The organism is Candidatus Sericytochromatia bacterium, assembly GCA_035285325.1.
In the GTDB taxonomy this organism is placed as follows: Bacteria; Cyanobacteriota; Sericytochromatia; order S15B-MN24; family JAQBPE01; genus JAYKJB01.
This window is the reverse complement of sequence record JAYKJB010000057.1, coordinates 1-23,093: the sequence shown is the minus strand read 5'-3', so window position 1 is coordinate 23,093 and position 23,093 is coordinate 1. Positions and strand designations below refer to the sequence as shown.

The window sequence follows — 23,093 nt, the reverse complement described above, 5'->3', positions numbered from 1 at the left end:
CGGGGTATGAGAGGGCTTGGCGGAACGCTCGCATCCCCTGGAGTGTGAATCGATGGGCCTGTGGCAACGGTTGATGGACCTGGTCGTCCTGGAGAAGGACAAAAAGCCTGATATGCGGCAATTTCGGGCCCGCTTGCTGGAGGCCATGGCGGATGGCATCCTGACCGACCAGGAGGTGGATGATCTTGAGGCGATCAAGGAGAAGTATCGTCTGACGGACGAGGACATCGCTCGCTTCGGTTTCGCGGCCTATCAGGTGGCCTTTCGTGCTGCCTTCGAGAAGGGAAGCTATTCCAAGCGGAAGGAGAAGGAACTGCTTCGCATCGAGAACTACCTCGAACTTTCGGACGACAAGCGTGTGCGGCGGTACAAGCAGCAGATTCGTCGGATGCAGGAATTGCACGAGATCCGCAGCGGCAACCTTCCGGAGATCGAGGTGCCGGGGTATTCCTTCAAAAAGGGAGAGGTGGCGCACTGGGCTGCTCAGGTCGCCTTGATCGAGGGCATCGAGGAGCCGACTGCGGCGGCGGACGCCCCGCCTGCTTCAGCACCAGCTAAGGCTCAGGCGTCGGGAATCCGCTACAAGAAGGAGCCCCTCCCGAATGGCAAGACCGCCAGCCAGGGCAAGCTGATCGCGACCAACCAGCGCCTCATCTATTGGGCGGAGGGCAAGACCTTCCTGCTGGGCAGAGAATTGATTCGCCGTGTGGAGTTTTACCAGGACGGCCTTCACATCGTGGCAGACGCGGGCAAAACGAAGTGGTGCAAACTGCAGACCAAGGGGGACATCGAACTGACGGCCGAGATCATCACGCGCGGGTTGAATCTCCTGACCCCTCGAGACGGGGCGTGACCTCAGCGAAGGCTGGCCAAAAACTCGTCCCAGCGGGTCGCACGTGCAAACGCTGTTTCCTTGTAGATGGGGTCCACCACGCCATTCGTCGGCAGGTAGATCGAGAGGCCTCGCGCGATTTTCCCCTCCTCCCGCGCAGCCCGGGACATGATGATCACCCCGCCCCGATTGAACAGGGTATCTTGGACCCCTGCGCAGGCGGTTTGCAGGGTCGGGTCATCGATGCGTTCCCGCAGCTGCACGATCACCTCGTGCAGGTCGCGGTGGTTGAAGTCGCTCTGGTCAGGGCCGGCGACGTAGAAAGGCTTGACGCTCGCCAGGGCCTTTTTGATGGCCGGAGCGTGCCGGGGCATGGCTGCGAGCAGCGCCTTGCCCAGCTGGTCGACCGCTCGGGTGACCTTGTCGGCCTTGCTCAGGTCGAGGGCGGAAATCGTGAACAGGGCCACCTGCTTGCCCTTTCGCTGCGCGCGCAGCACCAAGTCACGGCTCAGGGCCGCCGGTTCCGCGGGCACCTTGTTGCCGAGGGCGGCCAGGGTTGTGTCGTAATTCATGCCCAGCGCGTAAGAGGAATCTTCGCTGGCCACCATGACCTTGGCCTCATCCCGCAGTTCATAGGCCACCTCCAGTGTGGCCATCAGGCAGGCGTCAAAGGTCAATACGTCGATTTTCTGAGCGCCGCGTCCGCGCTGCAGCGCTTGGGCCAGCTGCGGCAGACGGATCATCGCGTCGGAGCGGTCGTCCTGTGCGATCCCGTAATACCCACCCCCGTGGTTGTTGACGTCCAGCCAGCGCAGGCGGGATGGGTAGTTGCTGAAGGCCTGGCGCATCGCACTGGCCAGGGCCCCTCCGTGTCCGGAGTTGACTTCTCCGCGCTTGCCGACCGGGACCCAGGGGCTCACGACCGCTTCCAGGTTCTGGTCCTGCGTCATGTAGTACCAGCGGGAGTTTTTGGGACCCACATCGTCGGTCAGCACGACCGTGTTGACGGCCGTGTTCGAGCCGGCTTTCTCGAGCACATTGAGGTGCATCGGCAAGGTCACGGCCAGGTTGTTATCGAGCGCCTTGAAGGAGAAAAAGGTCACGTCCTTCGGCTTCTTGGGAACGGGCAGCGCTTTCACGAGGGTGCCGCTTTCATCCTGAGAGATGAAGTTGGCCTTGATCTGGGCGGCAATCTCCGGCGAGTCCGAACGCGTGGTGAGCTCACTCCCCTCGCGTTCCGCGGCGAGCGGAGCCGACGCCGGCGCCATTCCGCAGCCGGTCAGCAAGAGGGCCAGGCTCAACGCCAGGTGGGGCAATGATGATTGGAAGTTCAACCCGGGCCTCACTTCTCTGCGCACAACGGAAGCTTAATCTGTCCTTCAGATTCTTATCCCGCTTTCGGGGCGTACCCTTGCGTGGTTTCTGAAAATGCGGGACCTCACGCGGGGATGGCGCGACGAATTGATCCCACTCCCAAGATAAATTAAAATAACCCTAAGCTTGGGTGTAGTTCCCTGCTCATTGTTTTGTTTTGCCCTGGGAGCCCCCTGACCTTGAAGTCGTACAAGTACGAAGCGACGCCCGCGTCGCCCTTGCATCGGCGCAATCCTCGCGGAAGAAATCTGCGCGTTCCGTTGGCCACCGCCGTTTCCCTGACTGTGTTGCTGGGCGGGCTGGGCTGGGGCTTCCTGCGCCTCGACGTGACGCAGCGTTTGGGGGCCTGGATGTTCGGCAGGCCAGCGGTGGCCGATGAGCGGGTCCTCGAATCCGCGGCCTTGCTGGCGCAGGGTGATGGCCACCTGGTTCGCTATGAGCCTCGGGCAGCCGAAATGCGCTATGCCGAGGCCTTGCAGCGGGCGCCCGAACGGCTGGAGGCCTGGGACCGCCTGGCCGTGGCGACGTTCTTGCAGCCGGACGGCAAGTCCCCTACCCCTGCCGCTTATTTGCCCGATGCCGGTGCTCAGGCCCGCTTGTTGCTGGCACTGGCGCGCCGTGAATTGCTCCGGACCCGTCCGCAACAGGCCCTGCTGCATCTGGACGCGGCCGCCCAACTGGTGCCCGAACAGCCCGGTCTTCAAGAGGCCTACGCGCAGGCCTACCGCTTGTCCGGCCAGTACCCGGCTGCGGCAATCGCCGCCGAAAAAGCGCGGGAGCAGAATCCGCAATCCGCGGAAACGCTGGCATTCTGGTTCGACATCCAGGTCTCGGCCGGCCACGCAGATCGGGCCGTACCCGCTGCCCTGACGGCCTACCGCGGCTTGCTGTCCGGTCCCGACCTCGCGGGTGCGCTTTCGGGGTTGGCGCGGATCTACCTGCATCAAGGCCTTGGCCTGGAAGAGTTGCGGCGCCAACTGGCCAAGGATGCTCCCACGCTCGCTTCCTCGGCGAGGCAGCTGACCATGGCCCGAGCCTATCTTTACCACTACAAAGCCAACCCCAACTGGAATCGTGATTCCTTCGAGCGCGTCAGGGAACTGGTGGCCCGCCTTCGGCATCCGCATTCCGTGGCCTCCCCGGCAGAACGGCAGGATGCGCTCCAGATCATGCTGGAGGCTCACGCCGCGCGCGTGCAGCGCTGGGTGGACCGAAGTGATATGGAAGGTGCGCGCAACGAGGTGGCCCGCGCGTTGAAGCTGCTGGAAGGCGCTCCTCAGGACCGGGCGAAAAAAGCGGACCTGTTCGCCCAACACGCCCGCTTTTGTACCTTGACGGGGCGCTTGGAGGATGCCACCCGCTCCCTGGAATCGGCCGTGCGCCTGGTTCCTGAACATCCCGCCCGCGTCGAACTGGCCCGCATGCAGGCAGAGCTGGGCGTCACATTGCTGTCCGCGGGCCAGCGGCAGGCAGCCATTGGTCACCTTCGCCGGGCCGTTCAGTTGCATCCCGAGGACGACGGCTTGCTGGCCCGCCTCTATCAAGTGCTTCAGCCCGCTTCGCCGCTCAAGGCCGCCTTGACCTGTGCGCGGCTCGTCAAGGAGCCCGAATTGGGCGCCGTGCTGGGGCGATTGGCCCACGGTTTGGCGCAGGCGGGCAAGAAACAGGAGGCCGCTTCCCTGGTCAAGCTGGCGGACGCTTTCCGGCTGGGGGTGGGGCGTCGTGCGGAATTGCGGGCTGAACTCGCCAGGGCGTCCGGCAAACTCGGCCTGGCACGCCAAGCCTTGCTGCAGGCGCTGGAATACGGTCCCCAGGCCTCGCTCTGGCTCCGTCTGGCCACGGTGGAGGCTCAGCTGGCGGTGACGGCGCAACATCGCGGGATCAGGGCCGTCACGCATCTGGAAGCCGCGCTGGATGCCACCCGGCACGCGTTGGCGCTGGAACCGACGGGGCCAGCCTCGGAGCGTGCCATTCAGATTTCCCGCGACCTGGCAGCCGCCCTGCTGGCGCAGCGACAGGCCAGCCGGGCGGAGCGCGTGGCCCAGATTGCCACCTGGCTCGCGCCCTCGCATCCTCAGCTGTCCCTGGTCCTCGCGGATGCCCGCCTGGCGGCGAACCATCCCGCACAGGCCCTGGATGCTTGCCTGGCAGGCCTATCCGGCACGGCCCAACCCGCCGATGCACCTTACGCGCCACTTCGTTTGCGCCAGGGGCGCGCCCTGCGACAACTGGGGCGCCACGGAGAGGCGATCGCGGCGCTGGCTGAGGCCCTCTCCGATGCGGCGGCAGCCAAGCCGGTGGTGGTCGCGGATGCGTGGTTCGAACTGACCTTTGCCCACGCCGCCTTGAACCAGCGTGAGGAAGCGCTGAATGCGGCCCGTCAATATGTGGCGGCCTCCCAGTATGATCCCCGGAGAGGCGGGCGGGCAGCCGACGTCAAGCGGATCGAGCTGGCCATGCGACAGACCCGCTGACCGCCGCCATCAGCGGGGCAGGGGCTGGTCGTCTCAGACCGACTGGTGACGCCACCTTCCCAGGCGGAAATACCACAACATCCCGACCGCCTGCGCCACCATCGAAGCGGTCATGGCCCACCAAGCGCCGACGGCACCCCAACCCAGCGTGATGGCCGCCAGGTAGGCCAGGGGAACCCTGAGCGCGATCTGAAAGATCATCACTGCCACCAGCGGGGCGCGCGCATCACCCGCTCCTTGCAGGGCGCCGTTGAGGACCATCGCAAGGGCCAAAAAAGGTTCGGATACGGCCATGATGCGCAGGTAGTCGACCGCGTAGCCCTGCACCAGCGGGTCGGAGGTGAACAGGGCGGCCAACGGTTCGGCGCCAAAAAAGAAGGCCAACCCGAAGGCCGTCATGACCGCGATGCCCGCGCCAACGATGCGCCAGGTGCCCGCTTCGGCCTGGTCTGGATGGGCAGCTCCGAGGCTTTGCCCCACCAGGGTGGAGGCGGCGATGTTCAGGGCGAAGACGGGCAGGAAGGCCAGGGACTCGACTCGAAAGCCGATCGAAAAGGCTGCAACCACCTCGGTCGGATGATTCAGACGTCCCAGGATCCAGAAGTAAGCCATCATGCCGAGGTTCCTCAGGATGACCTGGGCGCCCGCGGGCAGGCCTACTCGCAGGATGCGCCGGGACCATCCCAGATCGAGACGCCAGGGTGCAGCAGAGACGCGATACAGCCGCGTCTGCCTGACGAAGTGCCAGGCGGCGGCCAGCCCTCCCAACTTGCCGACGATGAAGGCGGTCGCCAGGGCGGCGAGGCCTCCGCCCCAGATCCATCCGAAGGTCAGCGACACCAGGCTCCACAGGCCTGTCTCAACCAGGGTGGCGGCCAGCACGGCCCGGGTATGTCCCCGGGCGCGGAGGATCGCGTGGGCCACGATCAGCAGGTCCATCGGCAACAAGCCCAGGGCCAGGTGGCGCAGGTATTGGGTGCCCACTTCCTGGACGGCTGCCTGGGTGCCCATGACCTGAAATAACCACGGGGCGCCGACCCAGACGAGAGGAAGGACCAGCAGCGACAATCCCCCTCCGAGCAAGAGGGCCTGACGGGCCGCCCGGCCGGCCTGAAGCCAGTCGCCGCCTCCCACGAAACGAGCCACGATGGCCTGGGCGCCGATGGCGACTGCGGTGGTCGTGGCGTTGATCAGCAAGACCAGTTGCATGCTAAGGCCCACGACGGCCTGGCTCTGGGGGCTGAACTGCCCTGCAATCCAGGTATCGAGCAGGCCCACGGCGGCACTGGCCGTCATGGTCAGGACCAGCGGCCAGCACAGTTGCCAGATGGCGGTCCAGGAGTGGCGGGGGAATGGCAGGGGTTCAGCCAGGGCGGCGGTGGGGCTCATTCGGTCGGGGTCAGGCCGGCCTCAATCACCGCGCCCGTGGCGTGCGCCGGCTTCGGGATGCCCAGCAGGCGACAGAGCGTGGGCGCGAGGTCGGCATTGGTCACCGCGGGGATTTCCACGCCTCGTTTCAGGCCCGGTCCGGCCAGCACCATGAAGGCGTGCATATCGGCTCGACGCGGATCAAAAATATGCCCCCCTCGCCCGAAGGGTTGCGGTGAGACCAGGGCCCTGGCTTCCAGCGCGGCATCGAAGTAGTAGCCGGGGGCGAGATCCAGGTACAGATCACCTGAACGTGGGCCTCCGATTCCCAAACTCTGGGCTTCGGCTCCGCTTCCGCGCAGCGTACGAACGACGATCGGGTTTCCTTGCGCGTCTCTGGCACTGGCAAAGGCGGCCTCAACCTGTTTCAGCACCGTTTCAGTCTCGGAGGCGGTGACGATTCCGCCCTTGTATCGACGGTGGTTGAGCACCACGAACCCTCCGTCCGTGTCCGGGTAGAGGGCCCGGGTGCGTTTCAAATCCACCTGGCCCTGGCGGTCGAGCGCCAACAATCCAGCCTGGCGCAGGACAAAGTTGGGAGAAAAGTTCCATTTCAGGCCAGCCATGCCGTGGTCCGAGGCGATCGCCACCACCGTGTCCTCCGCGTCGGCAAGCGGCGCAAGGGCGCCATCCACTGCCCGACACACCTGGGCCAACTGCCGCTCGGTGGCGGCAGAATGTAGCTCATCGCGGCTGGGGCTGGTGGGGTCGACGGCGCCGTACATCTGGTGGAGGGCTTCATCGGGAAACGGCAAATAGTACACGCCCAGTTCCCAGTCTTGACGCTGGAGGAGCTTTTCCAGTCGACGACGGGCCAGGCTCGTGATGTGTTGCACCACGCCGAGATAGCGACGTTCGGCCACACCATCGCCCGCTTCAAACAGCGTGCGACCGAAGGCCCCCTTGGACCACAGCTTGGCCGGGCCCTGTGGGAAAAACGGGGTGTCCTTGCCGTACCAGGTCTCGGCCGCTTCAGGATGGTTGGAGACGCCCATCGCGACTCCGGAGCGGTACAGGCTCCAGCTGGCGAGTTGGGGATGCAGGTCGAACAGGTGGAAGGTGGTGTAGGCCCTGCCACGGGCCGTGTCCAGACGGAGGCCCTCGGTCCAATCGCCGACTTTCAGCAGGGTTCTGCTGCCGGCCTTGTGCGGAGCCAAGGCCAATGTGTCATAACCGACGGTGGGGTCATCCGGGTCATCGAAGGCCAGCGCCCACCAGTTCCGCTCATCCAGCTTGATGGCATGCTCCATCGGCTCGGGGCCAGGAATCGGGTCGGTCCACCCGGACGCTGGGCGCCAGTTCAAGCTGTCGTTATAAACGGCATCCTGACCCATCTCCCCGGCATAACCGTCCAGCAGGGTCAGGCTGCCGGGGAAGGGCCCCCCCCAGCGTCCGCCTGGTTCGTAGGTGCTGACCGGCGCCACGTGGGTCGCTTGCACCACCACGGCGCGCTTGCCTGCACGGGCCGCCGTGACCCAGATGGGCTCAGCCAGCAGGTTTTCACTGCTGAAACCGTCGGTAACCTCGGTGATGGTATGGGCGTGGCGAGGCATCCGGAAGACGCGGTTGCTGGTGATGCCATTCACGTCGGACATGGCGCCGGTCCACAAGGCCGCATGGCCCGCCGCCGTCTTGGAGGGGAAATTCGTGCGGCTGTAATCGGGCCACACCCCTCGCGCTTTCAAGCGGGCCAGGTTGGGCATGTGACCTTGCGCCAGCATGGCCTCCACAATGCGTTCGCCGGCTCCATCCAGCGTCACGACCACGGCGCGTTTGGTGGCGTGACCGGAGTGTCCCAAGCGCACGGCACAGGCGGACGTGCAGAGGAGGACGGACAGGGACAGAGCGATGATGGGCCTCATGGTGGGACTACGATAAGGCAATCGGGCTCAAAGCACCAGCAGGGGTTGCAGTTGATCGTCCTGTGGCGCGGCGATTGCCACAAGTTGCCCCTCCGGATCCAGCAGGCGCCCCTCGCCCGGCAAGTGGCCATTGATGCGTCGCCCGTGCCGGATATCCTCCACGGCCGCGGCGTCGATGGTGAGGGCCGGCATATGCCCCAACCAGGTCTCCTGTGGCAGCCAGCGTGGTGCCTCTTCGAAGGCCTCCAGCGTTTGGGCCGTCCCGAGGTGCGCATCGCCAGCTTCGGTGCGCAACAGGAATCCCAGACACGCGGGGAGCCCCACGGCTGCCCCGATATCCACCGCCAGAGAGCGGATGTAGGTTCCGGCCGAACACGCCACGTCCAGGTGAGCCCGGGCGATCGCCCCGGGCTCGAAGGACAGCAAATCCAATGTTTCAATGGTGACCCGGCGTTCCGGAATGGCTTCGGGGGCCAGCGTCTGGCCTGCCCGGGCCAGTTCGTACAGGCGCTTGCCATTCACATGAACCGCCGAGGTCATGGGGGGGCGCTGGCGAATGTCTCCCCGGAAGGCCGTCATGGCCTCCTCAAGCGCTTGGCCGTTCAACCGGCTCGCATCCTGGCGCTCCACGACATGGCCTTCCAAATCGGCGGAATCCGTGCCGAGACCGAACAGGACCTCGGCGCGATAGCGCTTGCCCCCCCGTAAAAACCGCAGCAGGCGGGTGGCCTTGCCCACCGCCACTACGGTCACGCCGGCGGCCGCCGGGTCGAGGGTCCCGCTGTGGCCCACCTGGCGATGTCGCAAGCGCCGCCTCACCACCCCGACGACATCGTGGGCCGTCATCCCTGGGGGTTTGAGCAGCGACAGCATTCCGAAGGGAGGCAACTCGGTCATCCCGAGGCCTCCGCAGGCATCATCCAATGCCTGGATCGCGCCAGCTGGGCCCCCGTCACATGGTTCAAATTCCCGAACGAGCCCATCCGGGCGTTCAACTGGCGTCCTGGCCTTCCCGTTGCCCGCTCTGCTCGCGTTCCTGACTGAGCCGGTTCAACAGCGCGAGAATGTGGGCGCCATGTTCGATGGAATGGTCCAGCTTGAAGTGGACTTCAGGGGTGCTGCGCAACTGAATGGCTTTTCCCAAGGCACTGCGGATGAAACCGGCCGCGGAACGAAGGCCTTCGAGGGCTTGCTTTTGCTGGTCTTCATCGCCGAGTACGCTCACGAAGATGGTCGCGTGACGCAAGTCGCCACTGACTTCCACATTGGTGACCGATACCCGTTCGCTGGGCACGCGACTGTCTTTCAGGCGATGCAGGAGCAGCGCCCCCACCTCCACCTTGATGGCCTCCGCAACGCGAGTGGAACGGTGCGACATAGTGAGGTACCTCCGCGGCTCCAAGGCGTGGAGCCCAATGGACGCCTGCGATCAGCGCGCCTTTTCCTGGGTGATGTAGGCCTCGATGATGTCGTTTTCCACCAGGTCGGTGTACTTCTCCACGGCGATACCGCACTCGTAGCCCGTGGCGACTTCCTTGACGTCATCCTTGAACCGCTTGAGGCTTTCGAGCTTGCCTTCGTGAATCAGCTTGCCTGCACGCAGGACCTTGACCTCAGCCTGACGCACAATCTTGCCCTCTGTCACCATACAGCCGGCGATGATGGTCTGCTTGCCCGCCTTGAAGATGGCGCGAACCTCCGCCTGACCCACCTTGACGGTCTCATATTCGGGCTCGAGCAGGCCCAGCATGGCGTTCTCGAGGTCTTCGATCATCTTGTAGATGATGCTGTAGAGCTTGATGTCGACGTCGGCTTCTTCGGCCGCACGCACGGCCCGATCGTCGGCCTTGACGTTGAACCCGATGATCAGGGCGTCCGAGGCCGCTGCCAGGCTGACATCGGTTTCGGAGATGTCGCCGTTGCCCGAGAAGAGAATCCGAATGGTGGTTCCCTCGGTGCGCTGGTTGAGCTGGCTGAGGGCCTGTTCGATGGCCTCGTTGGAGCCCTTGACGTCGGCCTTGATGATGACGGCCAACTCCTTCTGACCCTCTTGGATGCGGGTGTAGAAGTCCTTGAGGTGGACGCGGCTCCGCGCCGTGAGCGCTTCGCTGCGGGCTTGGAGGGCGCGCTGGTCCGCCACGGCCTTCGCCTCTTTCTCGCTGGGCATCACCTGGAAGACGTCGCCGGCGTGCGGGACGTCCGATGAACCGAGCACCTCGACCGGGTGGGCTGGTCCCGCTTCCTTCACGCGGCGGCCACGATCGTCGATCAGCGCCCGGACCTTGCCGTACACGGAGCCCACCACGAAGGCATCGCCAACCCGCAAGGTGCCGTTCTGGACCAGCACCGTCGCAACCGGCCCCATGCTCTTGGACAGCTTGGCTTCCACGATCATACCGCGCGCCGGCTTGTCCGGATTGGCCTTCAGTTCCTGGACTTCGGCCACCAGCAGGATCATCTCGAGCAAATGGTCGATGTTCAGCCGTTTTTTGGCAGAGACCTCCACCATCACGGTTTGCCCACCCCACTCTTCGGGCACGAGTTCGTATTCGGTCAGTTCCTGCTTGACCCGATCCGGATTCGCGTCTGGTTTGTCCACCTTGTTGATGGCCACAATGATGGGCACGTTGGCTGCCTTGGCGTGCGAAATGGCTTCGATGGTCTGCGGCATGACGCCGTCATCGGCCGCCACCACGAGAATCGCGATGTCGGTGGCCTTGGCGCCGCGGGCGCGCATCGCCGTAAAGGCTTCGTGACCGGGGGTGTCCAGGAAGCAGATCTCATTGCCGTGAATCGAGGTCATGTAGGCCCCGATGTGCTGGGTGATGCCTCCGGCTTCGCCGGATGCCACCCGAGTTTCCCGGATGGCGTCGAGCAGTGAGGTCTTGCCGTGGTCGACGTGGCCCATCACGGTGACGATTGGGGCACGTGACTTCAGGTCCTCCGGGGCATCGTGGTCCTCGGTGACGGCGGCGAGCGCTTGGGCGATGGGGTCAATCAGGTTGACCTCGTATCCCATCTCGACGGCGATCATCTCGGCGGTCTCTTTCTCGATGGTCTGGTTGATGGTCGCCAGGATCCCCTTGACGAAGAGGCGCTTGATAATTTCCGTCTCCTTCACCGCCATGCGATCCGCCAGTTCCTTGACCGTCAGGGAGCCGACCAGATCAATCGTGGTGGGGGCTTCGCCGAGGCCGCCGCCCTGCCGGGCGCGACGACGCTCTTCGCGTTCCATTTTCATCTCGGCCTTGGACTTCTTGCGCCCAGGCTTCGGCTTGTTGAAGGCGGCGGGAATGTCCTCTTCGTCCTTGCGGCGGCGTTCGTGGTCACTCCGCCCTTCTCCCTTGCGGGCCGGGGCACCCGGTGCAGGTCTTCCCGGCACGGCAGCGCCAGGCGCGGCGGCGCCGGGCGCGCCTGGAGGACGAGCCCCCGGAGCGCGCTCAAAGCGATCAGGGCGCTGGTCAGGTCGGATTTCGAAGCGGAGGTTGGGATTGAAACCTGCCGGCCGTGGGGGCAAGGCGACGGGCGAGGGGCCGCCCGGAAGGCTGGAACCAGGACGAACGGGCATGCCGGGGGCAATCGGGCGCGAGGGCGTGGGCGGGGCCATCCCGGGGCGGCCGTCCGGGCGAGCCGGCACGGCCACCTGCGGCTGCGCAGCGGCAGGTGCCGCCGTCGCCGGAACAGGGGCAGGGGCAGGCTCCAGTTTGGGCTCCAGGAGCTTCTTGCGCACCGCCTCGGCCTCGTGGTCCTCCACCCAGGCCAAGTGATTCTTCACTTCGACGCCCAGGTCGTTGAAGGCTTGCACGAGGTCCTTGCCAGGAATGTTCAAGTCCTTGGCCATTTTGCAAATTTGAACCTTGCCCATGTTTTACCGCTTTCTTTCCGGAGGAACCCTGTCCTCTGGCTTACTTGCCGGGAACCTGACGCGGTTCCCTGTCGTCCTGAAGTGTTGAACTGGTTGGTCTGGCGTTGCCTTTTCCTGGGTCAGGAAACCAGGGAGGTCAGTCGTTGGAGGAGGTCTGAGGGTGGGTTGCGCTTGAACGCTCTTTCCCAAGATTTTCGGCGGGTCGCCGTCTCGACGCAGGCGCGGGTGCGGCAGACATAGGCGCTGCGACCGTGGTCGCGAGGGCCTGGTTCAACCACGAACCTGCCATCCGAGGTCACCAGCACACGAAGGAGTTGTTCTCGAGGTGCTCGTGTCCGGCAGGCCACGCACTGCCTTTCCGGGTGGTGCTTGCTTGCCATCACGACACCGGCTGATGGCTGGTCACCTCCTCGGTCGCGAGACCCTCGGCTGCCTCATCTCCGGTTTCCGAATCGTAAGCCTCCGCTTGCCGTTCCAACTCGGCCAGCTGGCTTTCGCTCTTGATGTCGATGCGATAGCCCGTCAACTTGGCCGCGAGCCGTACGTTCTGTCCTTCTCGTCCAATGGCCAGCGAGAGCATGTTGTCGGGCACGACCACCAGCGCCTGGCGATGTTCCTCGTTCACCGTCACGCTGGCCACCTTGGCGGGCGACAAGGAGTTGGCGATGTAGGTTTCCAGCACGGGGCTGAATCGGATGATTTCGATCTTCTCGTTCCGCAGTTCCGAGCTGATGGCCTGGATGCGTCCACCACGGGCTCCCACGCACGCGCCGATCGGGTCGATGGCGCTATCCCGGGAACGAACGGCAATTTTGGTGCGATGGCCCGCTTCACGGGCGATGCCTTCAATGATCACGGCACCGTCGATCACCTCCGGCACCTCCAGTTCGAACAGCTCTCGCACCAAGCCTTCGCTGGCGCGGCTGAGAATGACCTGGACCCCGCGAGGCGTGTCGCGCACTTCCTCCACAAAAATTTTGATGCGTTCCCCGACCCGCCAGCGTTCGCCGGGGATCTGTTCGGAGCCGGGCAGCAGGGCCTCCAGCTTGCCGAGGTTCACGATGATGTTGCGACCTTCGACCCGTTGGACCGTTCCGATGACGGTGGCACCCTGCTTGTCCTTGTATTCGTCATACAGAATCTTACGTTCCGATTCACGCAGGCGCTGCGTGATCACCTGCTTGGCCATCTGAGCCGCCAGGCGACCGAAGTCCTTGGGCGTGACGTCGAAGGCGATGGTCTCATCGACCTGAGCGTCCTCCCGGTAGGCCCTGGCTTCCTCGAGCGAGATTTCCTCCTTGGCATCCAGCACCTCTTCGACGATGACCTTGTGGGCGAAAACCTTGAAGGTGCCGGTTTCCAGGTCGAGGTCTACCTCGGCATTCTGGGTCACGTTGGGGTCCCGCCGATACGCGGCGAGCAGCGCGGCCTCCAAGGCATCTTTCAGCACCGATGGCGCGATGCCGCGCTCCCGGGCCAGGGCGGAAAAAGCTTCTTTGATCGAGTTGGACACCTGCCGCGATCCCCCTAGTTGAACGCCGGAGCGCTGGACTTCAACGCTAGCCGGACTTGCTTCACGCCCCCTCGCGGGAGCGTGATCGTGTGACCCTTTTCCCCCTTCAGCGCGACGGATTCCTCCGTGACGGCCTCCAGGAGCCCGTGCAGGACCTGAACCTTCTTGCCCGAATCATCCACGTCGACCGGTTCACTGAGGGTCAGGCGCACCAGCCTTCCTGCAAAGATTCGAAATTCACGATCTGTTTTGAGCACCCGTTCGGCTCCTGGTGAGGAAACCTCGAGGTGGTAGGGCGTCTTGACTGGATCGTCTGCATCAAACCGCGTGGAGAGGGCATCGCTGACCCGTTGGCAGTCGTCCAAGCTCACGCCCTCCGGCGCGTAGAGGAATACGCGGACCACCCAACGGGGCCCTTCTTTGGCATATTCCAATTCGACCAGTTCGAATCCTTCCTGCTGCACGACCGGTTCGGCCATCTGAAACAAGATATCCTTGACCGACACAGACAGCCTCCTTTCACGCGAACAAAAAAGAGTGGGTGAAACCCACTCCGCCGAGGCATCTGCCTGCCATTGGTTCGTTGATAGTGTCAGGACGGACCTTCGACGGGTCTGGGGTCCATCACCCAGGCGAACCTGGAGCCTAACTCATCATCGGGCGATTATCCATACGAGAACGGAGAGACACGTGAGGTGCTCCCCGAGGTCTTGCGGAACGATTGCCACCATCGGCGGAGGGTTAGCGCCATTATAGGCCAAGCCCCACCAGGGCGCAACGTGCGGCACGCGCGGGCCTTCTCTGGGCTTAGCCCTTGGTGTAAACCTCGGGTTTCAGAACCCCCACGTAAGGGAGGTTGCGAAAGCGTTGATCGTAATCCAAGCCGTAGCCGACCACGAACTGGTCTGGAATGGTAAAACCGGCATATCTGACAGGCACTTCGATCAGGCGACGCGATGGTTTGTCCAGCAAGGTGCAGATTTCCAGGCTGGCGGGGCGCCGCTCGTGCAGCAACCGGACCAGGTAACTGAGGGTCAAGCCGGTGTCGATGATGTCTTCGAGGATCAGCACGTGACGGCCCGTGATGTTTTCGTCGAGGTCTTTCAGAATTCGCACCACGCCGCTTGAGCGCGTGCTCGCGCCGTAGCTCGAAATTGACATGAAATCAATGTCGACCGGCAGAGAGATGGCCCGCATCATGTCCCCAAAGAAAACCGCCACCCCCCGCAAAACGCCCACCAGAAGAAGGTTCGGCGTCTCTGCGTAATCCTGTGAGATCTGCGCACCCAGGGCGCTCACCCGTTCGGCGATTTGCGTTTCAGAGAGCAGGACCTGTTCGATCTGATCGTGCATGGGAGCCTTTCCGCGATTTTGGGCAGCGGCGTCTGACGGACGGCTCATTGTACCGGATTCTGCCGGTCTTGATCGCTGAGGCCGGTCAATCCTTCCGCACAGCCGCCAGGCTCGCACTCAGGTCGACCCGGCCGTAACCGGTGCGCGGACTGAATCCAGCTCCCAAGCCATGCGCGTGACGTTCAATGGAGACTTTGACTTGGGCGGGGGAGAGGTTTGGATTGGCGCTCAGCATGAGAGCCGCCAAACCTGCCACCATCGGCGTGGCCATGGAGGTGCCCGATAGCTTGCCCTCTCCGAGGCGAAAGTGGGAATTTTCTCGCCCCAAGGTGACGGGATAGGTGGGGGACGTGGACCAGATCCCTACGCCAGGCGCGCAGACCGAGATCCAGCTTCCCCTCGTCGAAAAGCTGGCCGGTTGGTCAGCGTGGTTCACGGCTCCCACGGCGATCACGCCGGCGAGAGCGGCAGGAAAGTTTTTGACCTCCTTGCCTTCATTTCCCATCGCCGCCACGACGACCACCCCGGCCCTGAGCGCATCGGAAACGGCCGCCGTCAGGGCCTGGCTTTGCTCCACCCCGCCCACGCTCAGGCTGAGAACCTTGGCCTCGTGGGCCAGCGCCCATCGGATGCCGCGTACGATATCCGAGGTCGAACCGGCCCCGTGCCGGTCCAGCGCTTTGATCGCCAGCACGCGACAGCCAGGTGCCACGCCGGTCGCAGCCCCATCGGTGCCATTGGCCACCGCGATTCCGGCGCAGTGGGTGCCGTGTCCATTGTCGTCACGCGCGCTGCCCAGACCGAATTTGGCCAGTGTGCCGGAGGCGCGCCAGGTTCCCGCGATTTGGCCTCTCAGGGCGGGGTGCGTCTCATCGATTCCGGTGTCGACCACGGCGATGCGGACCTCGGCACGACCGCGGCTGATCCGCCACGCTGCCGGCGCTTTGACCTGTTCCAGCCAGGCTTGCCTTGCCGAAAAGCGTTTGCTCGGCAGCGCCTCGCCACCGGGGAATTCGGACACTCCTGGCTCAGGGGAGACGGGCGGGAGTCGCCAGATGCGCTCGGGCTCCACCCAAGCCGCCGCCTCCCCGGCTTCCCGCGCAAAGTCCTCCGGGGAGAGGGTGGTGGGCAATTCAACCAGGTCGACTGGAAGGAGGCCCCGCTCCGCTTCAGCCTGCTCGCTGGAGGCTTGCCGCCTCGCTTGCAACCGGCTGAGAACGCGTTCGGCAAGCGCCGGTTTCCTCCAACCCACGAGCACCTTGCCGGGAACGCCGTGGGCCTGCACCTGCGCGTTCGAGCCCCTGGGAGGCGTCGAGAGAGCGGGATGCCCGCACGCCGACAAACAGGCGCCCATCAGGAACAGTGGCAAGAGCCGAGCCATGGAGGGGTCTCCGCAAGAACGCGTGGTGCGATTCCTATCGAGGCGCACGCTTCGCTACATTCTTATGGAAGGGTTAAATTCGCCAGAAAAATCAGCCCGGCGGGGGGGCGGGGGGCTCGCCGCCATTTCCGAAGCGAGCGAGTGCGCGGTCGACGAAAGCGACCAACCAGATGACCCCTCCACTGGCCGCTTTGACGCCACGTGCCGTGAGCCAGAGCGGCAAGGTCACGAACAGCGCTGTCCCCAGCGCGTTGAGACGAGCCAGGCCGGTGAGGATATTCCGGTAAAGCGACTCCTCCGTGCGGTTTTTGAGCCGGGAGACGCGCTGGCGGGTGGCTTCTGCATTGCGGGCCAGGGTGGACTCATCCAAACTGGCCCGGACCTCGCTCTGAGCGTCCCGCAATTCTCGCCAGAAATCGAATGCTCGAGGGGCGGCAGCCTTTTTCTCCACCACCACGGCTGAGGCGGCGAAGGTCTTGTTCATTTCATCCAGGATGCGCGGGTCGGCCCGCTTGATCTCGGTTTGCAGGTAGAGGTGGTGGGCTTTGCCCGTGGGGGTGTCCGCGTACCAGACGCAGGCCCCTGCGAGGGCCGCCTGGCCTTGCGGAATGTAATAAAGGCGAAAGCCCAGGAGTTGGCGATGGTGGCCAAACATCCGCTCCTCTTCCTGGAGCAGGGGGGGCGGAATGATGTCTCGCAGAACCCGTTCAAACGTCTCGGGAGCCGGGCGCAACTCAAACCCACCAGCCTGCTTGACCAGGCCCTCGGGCGGGGATTGGGCCTCGTGGAGGTGGCGCCCGATCGGGGTTTGACTCAGGGCGGGTGCGAATCCCGCGCGCCAGTGGATTCCATCCACGACGAAATTCAGAACGCGCGCTTCTTTGGCCGCCTTTTGGATGACCAGGGCATCGGTGCCACGGTCGCCTCGGCTCATCAGGGGACGAACCGGAAGGACGCCTGTGCGGCCGTAGGCGGACTTCACGATCTGGTCAGCGGCCGGTACCATTCCCTCCAACTCGCCAGGCGACAGCGGTCGCGTGGCTGATTGGGGTTTGGGCGTGTCCGTGCCCGCCTGTTCGGTCCAGGTCGGTTTCGGCGTGGGCCTGCGGCCGTCTTCCAAGCGCACCTCCCTCGAGAAGAACCCTTTCACTATACCCTGGCTGCGCCCAGGGGGCCGTCGGGAGACTCAGGGCGCCGCTATTCATCTTCCGTGTCGCTGGCGTGGGGTTTGAGTTTTCGAACGCGTGGCATCTCCTGTGACGCCAGTCGGGCCCTCCCGCTGTTGGCCCAATGCTTCAGGGTGTCGATCTGCTCCTGGGCCGTGCGGGAGAGCGGCACACTCTCCCGCAGGACGGTCACGATGTCGTTGGTTTCGAACTCTCGTTGCTGAGCGTAAGCCCCAAACATGGCTTCGGTGATGGCCTGGGCAATTTCCGCCCCGGAGAAACCACCCGAGACGGCCACCAATCGCTCGAGATCGAACTGGCGGCGAGCGTGGGGACGGACGCGTCGGAGATGCACGTCGAAAATTTCGCGACGTTCGTCGTCACTGGGCAAGCCGATGAAAAAAATTTCATCGAATCGCCCTTTGCGAAGCAACTCCGGTGGGAGTTGGTCGACCTGATTCGCCGTCGCGACCACGAACACCGGTGCAGTTTTCTCCTGCATCCAGGTGATCAGCGTTCCCAACACCCGGGCGCTGGTTCCGGCATCTCCGTGGCCAGCTCCCGCGAAGGCCTTGTCGATCTCGTCCATCCAGAGCACGGCAGGAGCCATGGCCTCGGCCAAGCGAATCATCTCGCGGGCGCGGGCTTCACTTTCCCCCACCAGGTTCCCCATCAAGCGGCCCACATCGAGACGCAGCAGGGGCAAGCGCCAGAGCTGCGCGATCGCCTTGGCACACAGTGATTTACCGGTGCCCTGAATGCCCACGAGCAGCAATCCACGTGGATTCGGCAACCCGTAGCGGCGCGCCGCCTCGTTGAAGGTGTCGGCGCGCAGGTTCAGCCAGGCCTTGAGGTTGTTGAGGCCGCCGATATCCGCCACACTCTCGTGGGCGGGAAAAAATTCGAGGACTTCGGTCTGACGGATGATCTGCTTCTTCTCCTCCAGCACCAGGTCGATGTCTCTCTCATCGAGGCGGCCGTCCGCGGCGATCGCCTTGGCCAGCACCTGCCGGATGCGCTGGAGGCCGAGTCCTCTGCAGGCTTGTATCAAGGTTTCTCGCGCCGGCGCGGTCAGTTGGTGATGCGCAGCGGGGACCAGTTGGTCAATCTCCCGCGCGATCTCCGCTCGGTCAGGAAGGGGAAAGTCCAGGACGGTCAGGTCCTCCTGCAGCTCTGCCGGGACGCGTGCGCCGGGCGAGATGAACACGATGGTTTTTCGCTCGGCCCGGAGCGTCTCGGCCAGATTGCGCAGGGTCCGGGCGACCTGTGGTTGTTCCCAATATCGGTGGAAGTCCAGCAAGACGAACACCCAGCGTCGCGCGGCGGGACTTTCCCTGACTTGAGCCAGCGCCGCGAGGGGATCACCCTTGGCGGTGTGGCCAGGGCGGAACCCCTCGGCGATATCCCACACGAGTACTTCCCGGGGATGGGGGCCGGCCTGGGCGACTCGCTGAATGTGGGCCAGCGCTCGCTGCTCCTCCGAGGTCGCCAAGAGGAGCAGCGGGTAGCGAGCGCGGACGTGAAGGTCGAGTTGGGCTTCAAACAGCAAGGAACGGCTCCGTGATCAGACGCGTCATTTTAGAGTACCGGTCGAATCGTGAGCCAGACACTCCGGCTCACGACGTGGTGGGTGCGCCAGATCACCAGGGGCGGAGTGAACCAGCGCAGGAGGCTGCTTCCCAGGTGGCGCATCCGCTGATGTACAATCGCTAGGGCCTCCCCGAAGACGTGGAGGTGCAGGTCAACTGATCGAGGAGGATCCGTGTTGAATTACCTGGGGAGCATCCTGGAGGCCATCGGTAACACGCCGCTGGTGCGCTTGAACAAGGTGACGGATGGGGCGTCTTGCCTGGTGCTGGCCAAGGTAGAGGCGCAAAATCCAGGTAATTCGGTCAAGGATCGCCCATCGCTCTTCATGCTCGAGGAGGCGGAACGGCGGGGGTTGCTGAAGCCCGGGGCCACGATTGTCGAGCCGACCAGTGGCAACACCGGCATTGGCCTGGCGCAGGCGGCGGCGGTGAAGGGCTATCGCTGCATCTTCGTGATGCCTGACAAGATGTCGGAGGATAAGGTCCGTTTGCTGCAGGCCTATGGGGCCGAGGTCATCATCACCCCCACGAATGTTGAAGCCTCGGACCCTCGCTCTTACTACTCGGTGGCAGATCGTCTGACGGCCGAACTGCCCAACGCGTTTCAGCCCAATCAGTTCAAAAATCTCGACAACCCTGAAGCCCACTACCGGACCACCGGGCCGGAGATCTGGAGAGACACGGAGGGTCGGGTGACTCATCTGGTGGCCTCGATGGGAACCGGCGGAACGCTTTCTGGGGTGGCCCGCTTCCTCAAGGAGCAGAATCCTGAGATTGTCGTGATCGGGGCGGACCCGGAAGGGTCGATTTATTCGGGAGACGAGCCCAAACCCTATTACGTGGAGGGGATTGGGATGAGTTGCGTCCCCCCCACCGCGGATGTGAGCTTGGTGGACCGTTTCGAACGCGTCAGCGATCGGGACAGCTTCCGGATGGCCCGTCGCCTGACTCGGGAGGAGGGCATTTTCTGCGGAGGTTCCTGTGGCACGGCTGTCACCGCCGCTGTGCGCGTCGCCAGTCAGTTGCCGCCCGATGCCGTGGTGGTCGTGATCCTTCCCAGTGGGGGACGTTCTTATGTCAGCAAACTGTACTCGGACGCCTGGATGGCCGACCACCATTTCATCGACGAACCCCCCGCCAGCAAATTGGCGGACCTGCTGCGTCAGAAGGCCAGCCTTCAGCCCATCATTCACGTGGGGCCCTCCGAGCCGGTTCAGCGGGCGGCCAACCTGCTTCGCCAGTACAACATCAGCCAGTTGCCCGTGATGGCTGGCGATGAGGTCGTGGGCGCGATCCAGGAGGGGGATGTTCTGCGTTTGGCCCTTGAAAAGGTCGATCTGGCCAGCACCTTGGTGCGGGATGTGATGGGGCGCCCCTTTCCGCAACTGTCCGCCGATGTGGACGTCGCGGATGCCTGCTACACCTTGGCAGAGGGAGATTCTGCCGTGTTGGTCGTGTCGGAGCGACGTCCCGTCGGCGTCTTGACGCGTATCGACTTCATTCATTTCCTTGCCGACCAGGCCACCATTTCCTCCTGAACCCGACGCGCGAAAGGCACGGACGAACGCCATGTTGAACTTTGCCACCAAGGCCATCCACGTGGGCCAGGCCCCTGACCCGCTCACGGGGGCGGTCATCCCTCCCATCTACGCTACGTCGACCTATGCCCAGGCAGCGCCCGGGGAGCACCGGGGCTTCGATTACTCGCGGACGGCCAATCCGACGCGGGCCTCGCTGGAGGCCTGTCTGGCTTCCCTGGAAAATGCCCGCTTCGGTCTCGCCTTTGCCTCCGGGGTGGCAGCCACCTCAGCGGTCATGAACCTGCTCTCGGCAGGGGACCACGTGGTGGTGGGGGACGATGTGTATGGAGGCACCTTTCGGCTGTTTGACAAGGTCTTCCGCCGCTACGGGATCACCTACAGCTGGGTAGATGCCTCTGACCCAGCCCAGGTGCAAGCGGCCCTCCTGCCAAATAGCCGGATGGTCTGGATCGAATCTCCCACCAATCCCCTGTTAAAACTGGCGGACATCTCCGCCCTCTCCCAACTGACGCGGGAGGCTGGGGTGATTTTGGCCGTCGACAACACCTTTGCCACGCCTTACCTTCAAAACCCGCTGGACCTGGGGGCTGACGTGGTGGTTCATTCGACCACCAAGTACATCGGGGGCCACTCCGATGTGGTGGGGGGGGCGGTCCTGACCAATCGCGAAGACCTGTTTCAAGGGGTGAAGTTCCATCAGAACGCCGTGGGTGGGGTGCCGAGTCCGTTTGACTGCTGGCTGACGCTACGTGGATTGAAGACGCTGGCCTTGCGGATGCGTCAGCACGAGCACAACGCCCGCTTGATGGCCGCCATGCTGGTGGAGCACGCCGCCGTGGAACGGGTCTACTACCCAGGGCTCCCCGACCATCCCCAGCACGAGCTGGCCTCCCGGCAGATGCGCGGGTTCGGCGGCATGGTGAGTTTCACCTTGCGAGGCGGCCTTGAGGCCGCCCGACACGTGGGACAACGCGTCAAGTTGTTCACACTCGCCGAGAGTTTAGGGGGTGTGGAATCGTTGATGTGCCACCCGGTCTCGATGACCCACGGGTCGATTCCCAAGGAGGTGAGGGAAGCGCGTGGCGTGGTGGATGGTTTGCTGCGGCTGTCCGTGGGCATCGAGGATGCGGGCGACTTGCTGCAGGACGTTCAACTGGCGCTCGACGACCTGGCCTGAGCAGGAGGCGCTGGGCCCGTGGCTCAGCGCGCTTCCCCTTCTTCGGGTTCTTTTTCGTAGAGGACTTCGAGCTGCTCCCGTTGGCGTTCCACGGAAGACACCGTGATGCCGACGAGCAAGGACAGCGGCATGATTTGATGCGCTGTCACGGTTTCGTCTGGCTCACAGGCTTCGAATTCGATGTAGTCAACTCCCACGCGCAGGATTCGTGCCAGGTAAGAGTCTTGGTGAGGGCCGAAGAACAGGACAACCAGACGACCATCGTCTTTCAGCCGAATCAGGCGATCGCGCAGATGCATAGCGAGTGCCTCTCTGGGTGAACAGGTGGGAACCGGCGCCCATGTTGATTGTTCCCCAAATTGGGGACTCCAACAGGGCTGCGTGAGAAGGATTGGTCCGGCCGCGCAGTGGCGCCGGTCAGTTGCGCGTGCCGGCGAGTTGCTGACGCCCGTTTTTGATGGTTTGCAGCGCCTTGCCGATCTTGGTTTCGAGCTCAGCCAGCACCTCGTCTGCGTATTGATCCGCGCTGGCCTGCTGTTCGTGGACTTGAATGTGCGCCTCGCGAATCAGCCGGTCGGCCTCCACTTGCGCCTGCCGATAGACTTCGGTTTCAGACACCGCGCGCATCCGGTCACGCTCAGCTCCCGTCCGGATGGCCTCGGCTTCCCGCTGCGCTTCTGCCAGCATTTGGTCCTTGGTGTTGCAAATTTCCTGGGCGTTGCGAAACTCTCCAGGCAACTCTTGCCGGATGTCGTCGATCAGGTTGATGAGGACGTCTTCGTCGATAATGATGCGGTTGGTCAGGGGGACCTTGGGGCAGCCCAAGATGAGGTCTTCCAACTGCCGGAAAAGTTGCTCGAGACGAATGGTTATTCCCTCCAAAAAGCCGGGTCGCAAGCTCAATCGGCGACGGGCAATGGTGAAGAATGAGAAATTTGTGGGAGCATCCGCACAGACGGAACGCAGCAGTTATTGTTCCGAATAACCCGATTCTGGTCAATAAGTTCCTTGCCTGCAGCGAGGTGTTCTTTCCCGAAGTGGCTCGGCTGGCAGCTCTGAGTTCGGAAATCCAGGGACGGCTGGGAAGGATGTGCGCGCGGCCTTCAGGCGTCGGTGGAGGTCAACTTGCGGACCAGCGGGCCGACCACCGCAGGGGGGACCATGCCCTCGGGAGACCCGCCCAGGGAGACCAATTCCTTGATGGTGCTGGAACTGAGAAACAAATTTTCCGCGCTGGTCATCAGGAACACCGTTTCCAGGCCTGGATTCAGCTTCTTGTTGGTGAGTGCCAGACGCAACTCCGAATCGAAGTCCGACACCGCCCGTAGGCCACGAATCAAGACGTGGGCCTGCTGCTGGCGGGCATATTCGGCCGTCAAGCCCGAGAAGGCTTCCACCCGGACGTTCGCCAGGTCGCGCGTGACGTCTCGCAACAGGGTGAGTCGTTCCTCCTGGGTGAAAAGGCCGCGTTTGCTGGTGTTCACCAGAATGGCGACGATCACCTCATCGAACAAACGACTCGCGCGTTCCAGAATGTC

The 23,093-nt window shown here is 63.8% G+C and carries 19 protein-coding genes; 4 read left to right on the top strand and 15 right to left on the bottom strand.

Annotation, left to right across the window (positions count from 1 at the left end; all coding sequences use genetic code 11):
• Positions 1–16 precede the first annotated feature (16 nt).
• Positions 17–853: a hypothetical protein gene (locus VKP62_07235; GenBank protein MEB3196983.1), complete on the top strand. Its 837-nt coding sequence runs from the start codon at positions 17–19 to the stop codon at positions 851–853.
• A 2-nt stretch (positions 854–855) separates the two neighbouring features.
• Here the strand turns inward: VKP62_07235 and VKP62_07230 are convergent, their stop codons facing one another.
• Positions 856–2,166, bottom strand: coding sequence for a clostripain-related cysteine peptidase (locus VKP62_07230; protein ID MEB3196982.1), 1,311 nt, complete (start codon positions 2,164–2,166; stop codon positions 856–858).
• Between the two features lie 219 nt (positions 2,167–2,385).
• Between VKP62_07230 and VKP62_07225 the strand changes: the two genes are divergently transcribed.
• Complete coding sequence (locus VKP62_07225) at positions 2,386–4,680, top strand: hypothetical protein (GenBank protein ID MEB3196981.1); 2,295 nt, start codon at positions 2,386–2,388, stop codon at positions 4,678–4,680.
• A gap of 33 nt (positions 4,681–4,713) precedes the next feature.
• Here the strand turns inward: VKP62_07225 and VKP62_07220 are convergent, their stop codons facing one another.
• The 11 genes from VKP62_07220 to VKP62_07170 all read right to left on the bottom strand — a co-directional run bounded on the left by VKP62_07220 (position 4,714) and on the right by VKP62_07170 (position 18,797).
• Positions 4,714–6,069, bottom strand: coding sequence for an MATE family efflux transporter (locus VKP62_07220; GenBank protein ID MEB3196980.1), 1,356 nt, complete (start codon positions 6,067–6,069; stop codon positions 4,714–4,716).
• Positions 6,066–7,970, bottom strand: a complete 1,905-nt coding sequence (locus VKP62_07215; GenBank protein MEB3196979.1) for an alkaline phosphatase family protein — start codon at positions 7,968–7,970, stop codon at positions 6,066–6,068. The genes VKP62_07220 and VKP62_07215 overlap by 4 nt, the downstream gene beginning before the upstream one ends.
• Before the next feature lie 27 nt (positions 7,971–7,997).
• The gene (truB, locus tag VKP62_07210; protein MEB3196978.1) at positions 7,998–8,867 is read right to left on the bottom strand and encodes a tRNA pseudouridine(55) synthase TruB; all 870 of its coding nucleotides are present in this window, start codon (positions 8,865–8,867) and stop codon (positions 7,998–8,000) included.
• 94 nt (positions 8,868–8,961) lie between these two features.
• Positions 8,962–9,348 (bottom strand): 30S ribosome-binding factor RbfA, encoded by a 387-nt coding sequence (gene rbfA / locus VKP62_07205; GenBank protein MEB3196977.1) that lies wholly within the window; start codon positions 9,346–9,348, stop codon positions 8,962–8,964.
• Between the two features lie 51 nt (positions 9,349–9,399).
• Positions 9,400–11,835: a translation initiation factor IF-2 gene (infB, locus tag VKP62_07200; protein MEB3196976.1), complete on the bottom strand. Its 2,436-nt coding sequence runs from the start codon at positions 11,833–11,835 to the stop codon at positions 9,400–9,402.
• Between the two features lie 379 nt (positions 11,836–12,214).
• Positions 12,215–13,348 (bottom strand): transcription termination factor NusA, encoded by a 1,134-nt coding sequence (gene nusA, locus VKP62_07195; GenBank protein ID MEB3196975.1) that lies wholly within the window; start codon positions 13,346–13,348, stop codon positions 12,215–12,217.
• Positions 13,349–13,362: 14 nt separating this feature from the next.
• Positions 13,363–13,854 (bottom strand): ribosome maturation factor RimP, encoded by a 492-nt coding sequence (gene rimP / locus VKP62_07190; protein MEB3196974.1) that lies wholly within the window; start codon positions 13,852–13,854, stop codon positions 13,363–13,365.
• Positions 13,855–14,155: 301 nt separating this feature from the next.
• Positions 14,156–14,701 carry a hypoxanthine phosphoribosyltransferase gene (gene hpt / locus VKP62_07185; protein ID MEB3196973.1) on the bottom strand — a complete coding sequence of 182 codons (546 nt, stop codon included), beginning with the start codon at positions 14,699–14,701 and terminating at the stop codon, positions 14,156–14,158.
• An 85-nt stretch (positions 14,702–14,786) separates the two neighbouring features.
• Positions 14,787–16,082 (bottom strand): S8 family peptidase, encoded by a 1,296-nt coding sequence (locus VKP62_07180; protein ID MEB3196972.1) that lies wholly within the window; start codon positions 16,080–16,082, stop codon positions 14,787–14,789.
• Between the two features lie 91 nt (positions 16,083–16,173).
• Positions 16,174–17,202, bottom strand: coding sequence for a hypothetical protein (locus tag VKP62_07175; protein MEB3196971.1), 1,029 nt, complete (start codon positions 17,200–17,202; stop codon positions 16,174–16,176).
• Positions 17,203–17,279: 77 nt separating this feature from the next.
• A complete protein-coding gene (locus VKP62_07170) occupies positions 17,280–18,797 on the bottom strand; it encodes an AAA family ATPase (GenBank protein ID MEB3196970.1) in 1,518 nt (505 codons plus the stop codon).
• Positions 18,798–19,013: 216 nt separating this feature from the next.
• Here VKP62_07170 and VKP62_07165 point away from each other — a divergent pair, with 216 nt between their 5' ends.
• Positions 19,014–20,375 carry a cystathionine beta-synthase gene (locus VKP62_07165; GenBank protein ID MEB3196969.1) on the top strand — a complete coding sequence of 454 codons (1,362 nt, stop codon included), beginning with the start codon at positions 19,014–19,016 and terminating at the stop codon, positions 20,373–20,375.
• A gap of 31 nt (positions 20,376–20,406) precedes the next feature.
• Complete coding sequence (locus VKP62_07160) at positions 20,407–21,555, top strand: cystathionine gamma-synthase (GenBank protein ID MEB3196968.1); 1,149 nt, start codon at positions 20,407–20,409, stop codon at positions 21,553–21,555.
• Positions 21,556–21,578: 23 nt separating this feature from the next.
• Here the strand turns inward: VKP62_07160 and VKP62_07155 are convergent, their stop codons facing one another.
• From VKP62_07155 to coaD, 3 genes are all read right to left on the bottom strand, one after another.
• Positions 21,579–21,854, bottom strand: a complete 276-nt coding sequence (locus VKP62_07155; protein MEB3196967.1) for a hypothetical protein — start codon at positions 21,852–21,854, stop codon at positions 21,579–21,581.
• Positions 21,855–21,972: 118 nt separating this feature from the next.
• Positions 21,973–22,380, bottom strand: a complete 408-nt coding sequence (locus VKP62_07150) for a hypothetical protein (GenBank protein MEB3196966.1) — start codon at positions 22,378–22,380, stop codon at positions 21,973–21,975.
• Positions 22,381–22,658: 278 nt separating this feature from the next.
• The coding region (coaD, locus tag VKP62_07145) for a pantetheine-phosphate adenylyltransferase (protein ID MEB3196965.1) at positions 22,659–23,093 on the bottom strand (435 nt) is incomplete at its 5' end.